This is a genomic window from Succinivibrio dextrinosolvens (genome assembly GCF_900116345.1).
Classification (GTDB): domain Bacteria; phylum Pseudomonadota; class Gammaproteobacteria; order Enterobacterales; family Succinivibrionaceae; genus Succinivibrio; species Succinivibrio dextrinosolvens_B.
Window position 1 is genome coordinate 1 of record NZ_FPAH01000004.1, and the last position, 13644, is coordinate 13644.

The window sequence follows — 13644 nt, forward strand, 5'->3', positions numbered from 1 at the left end:
ACCAGCTGGAGCAGTTTCTAAAATACAAAGCTCAAGAGACGGGCTCTGAAGTACTTAGGGTAAGTGCAAAATACACATCTCAGAGATGTCCCGTATGTGGAAGAATCCACAAACAGAGCAGAGACCATAACAGACATCTGTATAGCTGCCCATGCGGCTATAAATCCAATGATGACAGAGTTGGAGCCATGAATATTCAGAATCTTGGAAAGAGATGGCTGTCAGGAGAAAAGAATCCTAGATACAAAAAGGATAATAAATGATTAAGAGTAAACTCTTTTTCAAAGCGGGCATTGTCAATTGTCCGATGATGCTGGCAGTGTAGGAAGATTACCAATTGGTATCGCTTGTACCTATATTATGCTGACTAGCAAGCCCTCGGGATTTATCCGAGGGTATTTGACCTAAATCAGATTTCCGTATACGTAGCTTTCCTTCGCGGTCTTGCATTTGGATTTTCATCTGCATAGCCCACTATTATGATTCCAGTTACATAATCTTTATCCGTTAATCCTAGTATATTTCTCATTTCATCCTGCTCATACCAACCTGTCCAGCATGTAGCTAATCCCATATGTTGTGCCTGTAATAAAATATGAGTAATAGCTATTGCGCTATCTCTAATGGTACGCTCCATACTATCGTCTTTACGATATGTTGATTTTCCTACACAAACAATAAACACAGGTGCTTGAAGCATCCACTTTTGATTATGGTCTAGCTCACAAATCTTCTCTTTCATTTCTTTTGATTTCACAACAATGAAATCCCATGGCTGTTTATTAGAACCGGAAGGTGCCAATGAAGCAGCTAATATCAAATCACTTATTTGCTCATCTGTAACACTTGTTGATTTATACTTTCTGATACTTCTTCGATTCAGAATTTCAGGTAAAATATCCATGATTTCTCCTTTTTTTATTCAAATCTGTTTCTATTCATAATCACTACAAGCGAGATGGAATCCCTGTCTACCACATTCTATCTGTCTGCCAGGCTCCAATTGCCCCTAGATGATCAGAATGTGATACAATACCATTCACGACCGGGGAGACTGCCAAGGCAGAACCACATCCGGAGGTATTGATGATTATTATATAACATGCCGGAAAACCCACGATTTGAATCGTGGGATATAAGGCATATCGTTTATTTTATGTAATCTGTAGTTATATATTATTTCCGTTTATTTCTTACTTTTTCTGTACTGCAACGGTGTCATTCCACAAAACTTTTTAAAGGCTGTAGCAAAATAAGCTGCATCAGAAAAACCACAGTCAAAAGCAATATCAATAATCCTGTCATCTGTAGTTCCTAGACGCTTTTGAGCAATCATCATTCTGTAGCTTACAAGATACTCATTAAAACTCTGACCTGTAGATTCTTTAAACAGCTTCATGAAATGACTTTCAGAATAGCCACAGTACTCTGCCGCATCACGAACCTGAATACTTTTTCCATACATGATTTCAACAAAATAAAGAGCCTTTCTGATAAGAGTAAAGGTATCAGCATAAGATCCCACATCAGGATTTACTTCTCTTGAAAAACGGTATATTGCATCTGCAATCAGAAATACCTGACCTAAAACCAGCATCTGCCTTGAGGTGTAGCTTTCATGACGATGAATAACAAGTTCATTGACAGGATTGTATAAAGTCCTCTGCAATGGAGTGTTTTTCTTAAGAAAGCAGTCAATTTCACGACTGTGATTTGCCAGCTTTGATAGATAAGAATCGTAAATTTCATCGAATAAGGGAGCACCTTTTAACAGACTGAAATCAAAAATAATATTGAAGTACTCTGTAAAGGTATCTTTGCTTGCCATACTAAGTAAATGGGCATTGTCAGGCAGAATAACCGCCATATCATCCTGATAGAGGATCTCCTCTTTATCCATTATCCTGACCCTTAAAGCGCCACGAGTGACAAATATAAGCTCAAAAACCTCGTGATAATGCAAAGGATAGGAAGTTATAAAATCCGGCATTTTTACATGGTAAACAGTAAATGGATAATTTAATTTTCCATGAACCTTAGATTCTCGGAACGCATTTTCAGTCATTTTTAAAATCCACAATAAATTACATAATATGGTTATTAAAATAATTTATCACTTTGTTGTTAATTTTAAGCTATTTATAAGTGAATTTTAAATAAAGGTAAAAAACACATAATAGGATTTTAAAAGAATTTAAGATTTTTTAAAAAGCAACTTTATGCCATCTCCATTATTCTGAGAATAAAGGAAATCATCCTGATGGAGGAATTATGAATAAAAGTGCTATTTTTCACCGCAATGATTTAAACAATATCTATGCCTTAGACAAAGACACCTTAAGAATTATCTTAAGAACAGGAAAAGATGTTAAAAGTGCAACCCTTTTTGCCAATGATCCGTATATAAACGGTATTTCCAGCAATGCGCCATGGTATGGAAAAGCTTATCAAATGAAGGTGCTGTATGAACTTTCTGACAATTATCTTTTCTATGCAGATATCAATCCTGACTATAAAAGACTGCAGTACTACTTTGAAATATCTGATGACAACCAGAGTGTGATTTATCTTGAAGATGGCTGTCATGAAAAGGATTTTATTACTGACAGATTCATCAAGCATTATTTTAAGTATGGCTTTATCAATGAAGCTGACATTATGACTGTGCCTATATCAGCAAAAGAGACGCTCTGGTATCAGATCTTCCCAGACAGATTTTCAAAAAAGGACTGTGATTTTTCAAAAGAGTGGATTGAAGGCTATTATGATAATTCCATGAAATCATTTAATGGAAATTTAAAAGGTATTACAGACAAACTTTCATATATTTGCGATTTAGGAATTAACGGCATCTATTTAAATCCGGTATTTATGTCTAAATCAAACCATAAGTACGATGTTGATGACTATAAAAAAGTCTCTGAAGATTTTGGCAGCAGCGAGGATTTAAAGGAACTTGTAAACAAGGCACACAGCCTTGGCATCAAAGTTATGTTTGATGCAGTTTTCAATCATTCCGGACTTGGCTTTTTTGCCTGGCAGGATGTAATGAAAAACGGCACGAAATCACCTTATTATGACTGGTACTTTATTAACGGCGATGTTAATGATGAGAACTTCTTTAAAGATCACAACACCCGTGATAGCCGTTATTACTCTTTTGCATATGTTCACAATTTGCCTAAGCTTAATACCAGCAAAAAGGAAGTTCAGGACTATTTTATTGACATCTTAAAATACTGGATTGATGAATTTAACATCGATGCCATACGCTTTGATGTTGGAAATGAAATCTCACATGAATTCATAAAAAGAATAAGATCTGAACTTAAAGGGCATAAAGAAGATCTGTTCTTATTAGGAGAAATCTGGATGGATTCAGGTTCATATTTAAGAGGTGATGAATACGACAGTGTAATGAACTATCCTTTAAATCAGAAACTTATAACATTCTTTGAAGATGAAAAGCAGACTGCAGATGACTTTATGTACGGCGTAAATTACTGTTTGTCCCTATATCAGAAGCAGTGCAATGAGGTAATGTTCAATCTTTTATCAAGCCATGATGTAGATAGAATAACCACCCGCATAAAATCAAAGCAGAAAGCTCTTGAACTTTATGCCATTCTTTTAACGATGCCGGGAGCTCCATGCGTTTATTATGGAGATGAACTGTTGCTTGATGCCCCTTCAAGAGGCACTATGCCATGGAATGAACTGTTAAATAATAAAGAAATGACTGACAGCCTTTATCTTATGAAAAAGCTTATGGAAATAAGATCTTCATATAAAGAACTCTCAAATGAAAAAGTAAGTTTTATAAAAAGTAATAAAAGGTTGTTACACTACTTGCGTCCTCTTTTAAATGGAACTTTAGAAGTTTTTGTCAATGAAGATAAAACCGATGAAATGATAGTTACATCACAGGAGAGCAGAATCCTCTTTGAAAGCAGATATGAGAACGGAATTTTAAAGAGCGGTGGTATTTTAATCATCTTAAAGAATTAATCCTGGAGTCGACAAATGGAAACCATTACAGTAAACAATAAGTCTTTTAACATTGTAAAACTACTTGGCAAAGGAAAAGGCGGTTACTCCTATCTTGCAGATGATGGAAACAGACAGTATGTGGTCAAAAAAATCCATCATGAACCATGTGACTACTATACCTTTGGCAATAAGATAGAAGCCGAGCTTAATGATTACAGACGTCTTTGTGATGCCGGCATCAGAATACCTCACATGATAGATATTGACACCGAAAATGAAACTATCTTAAAAGAATATATTGAAGGTGACACCATCTATCAGATGGTTAAGGAAGACAGGGATGTGTCAACCTTTATTGAGCAGGTAAAAATAATGTGTTCTCTGCTCTACAAAAAAGGACTTAACATTGATTACTTTCCAACGAACTTTGTAGTTCAGAATAATGAGGTCTTCTATATTGACTATGAATGCAATTCATATATGGATGAGTGGAACTTTGAAAACTGGGGAATCAAATACTATTCAAAAACAGAAGAATTTTTAGAGTATATGAATAATCATAAAGATCTGTAAAAGGATCAGATCATGACTGCTGTATCCTGGATTGGTAACAGCAGCTTATTTAATGAAATGATAACATTAAGTACAAATACTGGATATTTATGAAAATCGAACATATTGCTATCTATGTGAAAAATCTTGAACAGGAAAAAGAGTTTTTTGAAAAATACTTCAATGCCAGATCTGGAGCTCTTTATGAAAATAAAACCAAAGGCTTTAGCTCCTATTTTTTTAGCTTTGAGGATGGTGCAAGACTTGAGCTTATGCATAACGAGCAAATGGATGATCCTCATAAGTCATATACAAGAACCGGCTTTATCCATATGGCAATATCTGTTGGCGCCATACAATATCAACTTAAGTCACTTTAAGAAGAATGAGGTATGCTAGCGTCAGTTTTTTCGGGTCGTTATTTAAAAATAGAAGAACAAATTATTTAAAGCATTATGTCTGATACTTCACCTCAACAACTAGCTTCCGGTCCTAAACACGGTAATCTCTTTTCCTTAAGCTGGCCGATCTTTATAGATCTGACCATGCACTTTTTTACCATTATCATCAATACCGCAATGGTAAGTATGCTGTCACTGCAGGCAGTGGCAGAAATGAATCTTGGTGGACAGGCCTTCCAGTTTGCCTTTACTCTGTTTAATTTTGTGAATATCGGTGTCTGCGTTTGCTGTGCTCAGGCCATTGGAAAAGGCAATAAGAAGATGTTAAGACGTATTGTTCATATGTCTTTTGGTCTTAATATTGTATGGGGTATTGCAATTACCTCCGGCTGTTTTTTCGGTGCCAGGATCATCTGCGATATCATGAATATTCCTGAGGATATTTATGAAACCTCAAAAAACTACCTGATGGTCCTATCTATCATGTTCATTGCAGAAGCTGTTAATCTATGCTGTTCTTCAATTTTAAGAGCTTATGGAAGAACCCGTGATCCAATGTATGTGAACATTTGTGGCAACATCTTTGTGATTATCAGCAACTATGCGCTTTTATTCGGTCATTTCGGCTTTCCCCAGATGGGAATTTACGGCGTAGCAATCAGTGCAGTTATCGCTCGTTTTCTGTCAGTCGCTTTCCTTTTCTATCTGATGAGAACCAGAACAAAGATCAGAATTATTCCTAAGTTTTTCTTTGTTGTTAATAAAGATATCCTCAAACAGATTTTTGCAGTTGGAATACCAGGTGCTGGTGAAAACATGACCTGGGATCTGCAGTTCCTGTTCATGACATCAGTAGTAGGTACTCCAGGTTCAACAGCTCTGGCTACACACGGTATCTATATGCAGATGTGTACCATTATTATGCTTTTCTCGATTTCAATTGCTTTAGGTACCGAGATCCTGATTTCTCAGTATGCGGGAGCTATGAAATTAAAGCTTGCCAATAAACAGCTTCTTCACTCTGTGAAAATTGGTCTTTGCATAACCGCTTTACTGGTTATCAATATTCCTATCTGGATGGGTGATGCTGTACTTTCAATTTTTACTTCTGATGCTACGGTTTATGAAATTGCAAGACCAATATTCTATGTATCACTGGTCATGGAAATGGGACGAATTTTAAACATTATCATCATCAACTCTCTGCGTGCGGTTAACGATGCCAAGTTCCCAATGCTGATGGCTATAGTTTCTATGTGGGGCGTATCTGTTCCTGTTGGAACCTTCTTAAGTCTATATATGGGAATGGGGCTTTTAGGTGTATGGATTGGTTTCTGCTGTGATGAGTGTACTCGAGGACTTATCATGCTTCTGCGCTGGAAATCCAAAGCATGGGTATCAAAGGCTAGAGATAACTACAGAAAACATTACAAAACCAAAACTAAAAAGAAGGAATATGCTCTTTAATTGAGCAGTAATCGTTCAATATGTAGAGAGCAGATACTTTGTAAGTTCCATTATCACTGACGGTCTTGATAAGAGTTTTGCTGACACCATACAGGCCATCATCCTTGCAAGATGGCAGATTGAATCAAGACACTGGGTTATTGATGTTGCCTTTGACCAGGACCGACTTCCTTTACGTAATCAGGATTACATCAGAAACTCTACTGTCTATACCAAAATGGCATGTAACGTTTTAAGCTACATCAGAGACAATGTTCCTCTGTATCAATCTAAGCCATGGTCTTTTGACAGCCTGCAGATGTTAGCATCTGATGTTGAGTATGGATTTATGTTTCTTAAAGCTTTCTTTACTCAGGATATGTCTGAAATAGAAAACGATGAAAGATTCATCGGTCTATTTTACAAAGAGCCTGAACCTACAGGTAATGATGTTCCTGACAACCTTGAAGTAAACGGCTTTGAGAACACTATCAGTGACGATACTCCTTTAGGCAGGTTTGCAAGAACCCGCAAAAAGATTAAACGTAAGCGTTAACTGAACAGTTTTTTTACTGAATTACATTTTGAAAGAGCAAGCCTATGTCGTTAAGACACAGGCACTTTGTGCTAGCTGTATAAAATCAGCCTAAATTTACATGCAGAAAACTCTGCTAAAACTTATTAAAACCGGCTCAAACACGTTTGTGATTAAGATCAGATCGTGTTGGCGCCATATATCCGTTTGTGCTTGTAATAATGTGTGTAGTTTGATTATTTGCATATTAAATCGATAAATCGGGATTTGAAGGAATCTTATTATGAATACTGTAAATCAAAAAATCATCCAGGCTGTAATCGACAAGGCAAACATAATATGTCCTAGTTCTTTGACGCTGATTGGAATATATGGTTCGGCTGACACTGAAGACGAGTATGAGAAATCGGATTTGGATCTGCTTATACTGATCGAAAATGATGAGGGATGGAAACTTGGAACAGGATTTATTCTTGATGACAGGAAAATCGGATACGATATATATTGCACTAACCTGAGCGGATTGAGATATGATGCAGAATGCCACCATGCTCGTCTGTCTAAGCTGATGGACTCACGGATCGTGTATGTAAAGAATCAAGATGCATATGACGAGTTAATGACATTGAGAGCGCAGGCAAAACAGCTTCTGAATTCCGAGGAACGCTTTCAAAGAGCTTATGAATCAGTTGATAAGGCAAAAATAGCTTACGCAAACGCCTGTCTGTGCGAGGGATTGGGACAGGTACGTATGGAAGCATACGGCGTTATATCATATATTTCTGATGCTGTAATGCTTTATCACGGGAAATATTTTACACGTGGCGTGAAAAGAACATTTGAAGAACTGGCAGCACTGCCGATTGACGATATTTTTATACAATTAATCCAAAAAGCGATTTCCTGTAAAGATATTGATCAGCTGCGCGATTTGCTTAAGCACCTGATCCTTTATGCGGAAAGTCACATACGAAAAGAGAAACCTAAAGCAAAACCTTCAGAATCACTATCCGGAACATACGAAGAAATGTATTCCAATTGGCGAAACAAAGTTGAAGAAGCAGCACAAAATGCGGATGCTTTTGCTTCTTTTATGAATATGTGCAGTTTTCAATTAATGCTTTCTGAGATCGCGGAGGAAGTTGAAATTGGTTCCTTCTCTGTTATGGATGTGTATGTCCCGGATTCTCTTGAAGATAATGTAAAAATATTTGATAAGTATTTGCAGAAATATGAGCAAGTATATATACGGGCGGGAATAAGCGTCAAACGGTATTCCAATGTTGAAGAATTTGTCGCGGACTATTTGTCTCAATAGCAGATCGTCTGTTTACCAAATTCAGATTTGTCGGTATAACCTATTATCCTGACAAATCTGAATTTGTTGATATCAAAGCGTCAGTATTTCGCTCACGATTTCATAAACGTTCTTATTGACTGTATCCACTTTTATGGTGTCAAGCGTTTGATACATGTCGATCCTTGCAACGCTTCTGTCGATTACATCGTTACTGCGGATCCCCCTGGCGATGTCAGCAGAGAGTCTTTTGCGCAAATTGGTTTCATCGATCATAAGCGAAATTTTTATGACTCTCGCATCTCCTGTGTCCAGTCTATCGATTATTTCGTCAATAATGGATTGTTCATGCATCACCCAGCAGAAAATAATATTTTCATAGGCCATACAGTGGAGAAAACTATTCAGCAGGAAGCAGATGTTGCGCATGACCATGGCTTTTGTTTCTTCTGTTACCTGAAACGGATCGGCATCCCAACACCAATCGCCGTCAAGAAAAACACTGTTCGGCAACTTCTTTTTCAGTTGCTGACTCACCGTCGTTTTACCGACGCCCATTGTACCGCCGATCAGATATATTGTTTTCATATCTGTTCTTCACAAATTCCGATTTATCGATTTAATATGCAAATAATCATACTACACACATTATTACAAGCACAAACGGATATTGCCTTAAGCCTTTCATAAATGTATAGTCTAAAAAAGGAAGCAGCCACTCCGATTACTTTCTTACAAATCTAAATTATCATAGAATACTCATATTTACAGAAAAAATTTCAAACTCTCTCATTTGTCCTCATTTTAAGCTTAGATAATTATGAGAAGGATTTAAAGCTTAACCTCTCTGAACACGCTTTCATACAGCCGATGTGATTACTGCGCGATCATGATGTTTTTTTTTTATTTCCGTTTATTTCTTACTTTTTCTGTACTGCAACGGTGTCATTCCACAAAACTTTTTAATTATTTGCTCTGATGCGTTTAAAGAAATCTGCTTAAAGGCTTCTGCCATTAAAATACCAATACTTAAGGAGAACACTGCTCCTGGCATATTTTCCCAACAATGTCCTGTACCAAGAGGAATGCCTCTTGCGTATAGATTTAAAGAGAAGGAGGCAATAATAACTGTTAGAAGGAGCGCATATTTCTTTTCCAGTGTCTTAAAAATGGCGTAATAAATACAGGAAAGGAAGAACAGATTATTAACATACCAAGCTGGTGCTACTAGATAATTAGTATCGGAGCTTTTTAATACACTGATCAAAAGCGAGGCTAAAAGATTGTCTTCAATTGGATGATAGGCAGTATTAAAATTGTATAAGGCCAATCCAACAATTGTTGTAAATATTACAAGACCTGATAGTCTTAACCATCTCTTCTTTATAAAGAATAAAGCTTCAGATTGTAAATTCTTTGGACTATAAAAAAGAAAGAATCCTGCTATAACGAAGAACAGTTGAGAACGACCTCCATTTACAAAATTATCTAAATAGAAGAATTCCTGCTGCGAGATGTTTATAAAGTTTCCTGCACTATGTTCCAAAATTACGAACATCACTAAAAGAAAACGCAGGATTTCGATATTCATAAATTGTCTTGATTTATAGTGAACGACAACTTTTGATTCGTCTATTTTTTCTCTTTTAAACAGAAAGTTAAAAAGCTGTAAGCAGATAAAATAGGAAATAACGCCTATAGTCAAGATACTTAGAATATTACCATATCTTATGCCAGGAGTTCCCCTCATAGAGAGTCTTTTGTCAATAATTATGGTTGCCTGATCTTTGTCTTTTCCTGAAACCTTAATAGTGGCAGTTTCACGCAGATCACCTTTTAAGAGATTTAAACTATCTCCAACTTTTAAATCTGACTCATTAGTTGCAATTGAATTAAGAGGTGTCTTATCGTGACCTAACTTAATATCCCCAATCTCAAAGCTTCCCGCGGTGTTGTCAAATCTAAACTCAATTCGGTCAATAACTGTGTTTCTTGGTATTTTTAAAATACACTCAAGATTTGAGGTTATTTCTTTTTGAGTTCCAACAGGACATCCTGTTCCAAAAGATCCTCTAAAATTTTTGTTTACAGACTCAAAAGCAGGACGAATAAAAATTTTTGTGGCTGAATCAAAATGAGGGGTGAATTTAAATGAAATTAAAAAATCATCACAGAGAGGTGAATATCTTGAAGATAAACTCATTATTGTGATTACTATTAGAGTAAAAAATAGCGCTAAAAGAACCTTTGTTTTCTTAAACCAAAGGGCTTCCCCCCCCCACTACAATTACGGGAAATGTTTGAATTGTTCATAAATGTAACCAAATAAAATTATTGGAAAATAAAAACATAAAAAGAATTAAATCGATTGAGAAATATTAACTCTAATTCCTAAAAATTAAAACATCTTGAACATAAGCATATAGAAATACCTTCCATATTTTTTCTCAAAGGACATAAATATATTTTCAATTATTTGATGTGCCTCTATTTTTATCATATCCAATTATATTTGTCGCATTTATAATATATTTGAGTAAATATCTTTGTCGCATATCTTATGAAAAACAATAGTATAAAGCTTTACGAAAGGAATGTATTGTCAGGTCAAATTGGGCTAAGGTACAACAAATATATTCCTTGGCTTAAGGTTAAAGACGTGAAGTCTTGTGCTGTAAAAAGCAGGATTTATTCTCATCGTTTTGGAAGGATGTTTCATTTACTTTCTCATGGGGAAGTCATGGCTTTTTATCAGTATGAGTGGGATGACTCCATTACTGAGTTGAGAGAACAATTCCCGCTAGATCCAAAGATAACCATCCAAATATGTGACGACCTTAAGGTTTTACATCCTGGTTATACTCATGGAGGCTCGGTAATGACTACAGATTTTGTCATTACCAAAAAAGGCAAAAGAATTGGAGAAGAAATATACTCAGCTGTACAGATAAAAAACAATCTCTCAGCAATTAATAAACCAAGAACTTATACAAAACTAGAGATAGAACACATCTATTGGCAAAGAAAAGGAATTCCTTGGAAAATCGTTCTGTCTGAGAGTTTTAATAAAGTTTTTTGCAGAAATCTCGAATTTCTTTATCCAATTCGTAATACTCATTTTAATCAAGAATTCCTATGCGAGTTAAGAAATAATCTGAGAGTTTATTTGAAATATGAAGAATATAGACCTCAGGATTTTTATAACCAAAGTATTTCTATTCAATCTCAACCTATTGGAATTACAGAAGGAATAAACATCCTCTGCGCAAAAAAAATCTGGCAGTTTAACATTCGAGACATTCCTTACCATCAATGTAGAATGTCTGATTTTAAGGAGGCTCTTTATGCTAATGAATAATCAAATTATTCTGTGGAATGATGAGGTTTACAGAGTTTTGTGCATCTATAAAGAGCAGGTTGCTTTATATCCAATGGACAGTTCTGATTCGGGAATAAATATCAAAGTATTAAAAACAGCAGAACTTATATCGGCAGAGAAAAATGATGAAATAGTCTCACAGTCTGATATTTATTATGATAACAGGGCAAAAGCTGTACCCGCATTTTATGAAAGACATGTAGAGAACAACTATAGCTTGATTAGAACAATTGTTGAGGATCAGTCTTTGATTTTTAATGTTCGGAACATAAAGAACAGGATCAGAGAGTTATGTATCAATGAGAATAATCGCTCCAAGGAACGTCAAATAAAAAGGCTTTTAAATATATGGTGGAGAAAAGGACAGGCAAAAGGTGTACTTATACCTCAGTTTGGAAAGAAAACTGGAAGACATAGTTGTAAGACCAAGCCGGGAAGAAAATCAAAAATCAGTACTAATGGCGGAACAATAATTACTGAAGAAATCAGGGAAAGATTCGATTACTTCTGTAGAAAAAATGTTTTAAAAGTTAATGGGGATTCGCTAAAAACCGCGTACAGATTATTTCTTAATGAGTTCCTAAATAAACATCCTGAAGTTGAAGAGAAAGACGCTCCTTCTTATCATCAGTTTACATACTTCTATTACAGTGAATATAACATAAGACAAAGAAATGAAGCGCGAAATACCAAGATCCATTTTGACAAAGATATGCGGGCTCTTAAAGGATCTTCACAAGATATAGTGATTGGTGCAGGTTCGATTTATACAATTGATTCAACTCCTGCGGATATTACTCTTGTTGCAGAAGACGACCACAGCAAAATTGTTGGTAGACCCACTCTTTACATTGTTAGAGATGTGTTTACAACTATGATAGTTGGTCTTACAGTGTCATTTGATCCTGCAATGTACAAAACCGCAGCAGATGCGTTGTATATCGCAATGATAAGCAAGGTTGAATACTGCAGAAAATTTGGTCTAGATATTACTGAGGATATGTGGCCTGCAAAAGGAATTCCTGCTTGTGTTGTTGCGGATAATGGAGAGCTTGCAGGCTCAAGAATTGATGTATTTTCTAGCGCCTATCACGTAAAAATAACCACAACCGTACCATATAGAGGAGATCAAAAAGGTATTGTTGAAGAGACCTTTAATGCACTTCAAAAATCTGTTTCTTCAATTTTGCCTGGAATCCCTGATAAGCCTGGCTCCAAAAAATCAGGGTATAAGGAAAAAAGACATGAGGCTGCTTTAACTCTTAAAGATTATACAAAGCTGATGTTGCTTGCTGCCATGGATGTTAATAACCACATATGCAGAACAGTTCCTAAGAGCCTTCCTGCAGAACTAGCTCCAACTCCAAGAAATCTATGGCAATGGAGCAGAGAACAAAACTATACCCAGCTGAGAGAAGTGGAGGATCAGGAAAAACTAAGATTGATGCTTTTACCTAGATTTAAACCAACACTTTCTCGTGATGGTCTCAACGTTAATAAGATTCGCTATTTTTGCGAGGAAGGCGCTAACAAAGGGTATTTTGATAGAGGAATAAGAGAAAAACGTCCTCAAAATATGCAGATTGCAATTGATCCTGCTGATATATCCAATGCATGGCTTTTTCCTGAACCACAAACACAGCCTCTTATGAGTTGGAATTGTACTCTAGCATCAACAAGTAGACATCTTGAAGGAATGACATTGTATGAAGCTGGACTATACATTGGAACAGCAGCAGAAGCAAAAGCAAAAGCCGAAAGAATGGCTGATGTGCTTGGAGGGAAAATTCGTCTAGAGCAGGAGAAACTCGTAAGAGACGCATTAAAAGCAAAACCTAAAACAAGTCTTTCAGTAAATAAGCAGCTAAAACAGGTTGCACAAAACAGAAAAGAAGAAAGGATTAAACAGGAATCACAAAATCCTAGATTGAACTCTGCTCACTCAAATAAACTAAAAAAAACAAATGGAAGTGAGAAGAAAAAACAGATTAAACTATCAAATGATTTCCGATACCCTCAATCATTTGAAGACATTCCAGATTAG

General features: G+C 36.0%; 13 protein-coding genes. 9 read left to right on the forward strand and 4 right to left on the reverse strand.

Annotated elements, in window-relative coordinates; all coding sequences use genetic code 11:
• A partial coding sequence (locus tag BM308_RS01895; protein WP_143098548.1) for a zinc ribbon domain-containing protein occupies positions 1-263 on the forward strand: 263 nt, incomplete at its 5' end.
• Between the two features lie 146 nt (positions 264-409).
• Here BM308_RS01895 and BM308_RS01900 read toward each other — a convergent pair.
• Together BM308_RS01900 and BM308_RS01905 are read right to left on the reverse strand one after the other, a co-directional pair.
• Complete coding sequence (locus tag BM308_RS01900; protein ID WP_202107945.1) at positions 410-904, reverse strand: nitroreductase family protein; 495 nt, start codon at positions 902-904, stop codon at positions 410-412.
• 282 nt (positions 905-1186) lie between these two features.
• Positions 1187-2065, reverse strand: coding sequence for an AraC family transcriptional regulator (locus tag BM308_RS01905; RefSeq protein WP_083425397.1), 879 nt, complete (start codon positions 2063-2065; stop codon positions 1187-1189).
• A gap of 206 nt (positions 2066-2271) precedes the next feature.
• Between BM308_RS01905 and BM308_RS01910 the strand changes: the two genes are divergently transcribed.
• The 6 genes from BM308_RS01910 (at position 2272) to BM308_RS01935 (ending at position 8242) form a co-directional block, all read left to right on the forward strand.
• Complete coding sequence (locus BM308_RS01910; protein WP_074942608.1) at positions 2272-4008, forward strand: glycoside hydrolase family 13 protein; 1737 nt, start codon at positions 2272-2274, stop codon at positions 4006-4008.
• 15 nt (positions 4009-4023) lie between these two features.
• Positions 4024-4563 carry a BUD32 family EKC/KEOPS complex subunit gene (locus tag BM308_RS01915; RefSeq protein ID WP_074942609.1) on the forward strand — a complete coding sequence of 180 codons (540 nt, stop codon included), beginning with the start codon at positions 4024-4026 and terminating at the stop codon, positions 4561-4563.
• Positions 4564-4652: 89 nt separating this feature from the next.
• Entirely contained in the window at positions 4653-4922 is a 270-nt protein-coding gene (locus BM308_RS01920; RefSeq protein ID WP_074942610.1) for a VOC family protein, read from the forward strand.
• Between the two features lie 75 nt (positions 4923-4997).
• A complete protein-coding gene (locus BM308_RS01925; protein WP_074942611.1) occupies positions 4998-6410 on the forward strand; it encodes an MATE family efflux transporter in 1413 nt (470 codons plus the stop codon).
• Between the two features lie 217 nt (positions 6411-6627).
• A complete protein-coding gene (locus BM308_RS01930) occupies positions 6628-6945 on the forward strand; it encodes a hypothetical protein (RefSeq protein WP_074942612.1) in 318 nt (105 codons plus the stop codon).
• 262 nt (positions 6946-7207) lie between these two features.
• Complete coding sequence (locus BM308_RS01935; protein ID WP_074942613.1) at positions 7208-8242, forward strand: hypothetical protein; 1035 nt, start codon at positions 7208-7210, stop codon at positions 8240-8242.
• Between the two features lie 72 nt (positions 8243-8314).
• Here BM308_RS01935 and BM308_RS01940 read toward each other — a convergent pair whose 3' ends face one another.
• Both BM308_RS01940 and BM308_RS01945 read right to left on the reverse strand, forming a co-directional pair.
• A complete protein-coding gene (locus tag BM308_RS01940) occupies positions 8315-8809 on the reverse strand; it encodes an AAA family ATPase (RefSeq protein WP_074942614.1) in 495 nt (164 codons plus the stop codon).
• A 325-nt stretch (positions 8810-9134) separates the two neighbouring features.
• The gene (locus BM308_RS01945; RefSeq protein WP_074942615.1) at positions 9135-10424 is read right to left on the reverse strand and encodes an acyltransferase family protein; all 1290 of its coding nucleotides are present in this window, start codon (positions 10422-10424) and stop codon (positions 9135-9137) included.
• Between the two features lie 357 nt (positions 10425-10781).
• On the opposite strand from BM308_RS01945, the gene BM308_RS01950 reads away from it, so the two are divergent.
• Positions 10782-11579 carry a TnsA endonuclease N-terminal domain-containing protein gene (locus BM308_RS01950; protein ID WP_083425398.1) on the forward strand — a complete coding sequence of 266 codons (798 nt, stop codon included), beginning with the start codon at positions 10782-10784 and terminating at the stop codon, positions 11577-11579.
• Positions 11566-13644, forward strand: a complete 2079-nt coding sequence (locus tag BM308_RS01955; protein ID WP_074942617.1) for a Mu transposase C-terminal domain-containing protein — start codon at positions 11566-11568, stop codon at positions 13642-13644. The genes BM308_RS01950 and BM308_RS01955 overlap by 14 nt, the downstream gene beginning before the upstream one ends.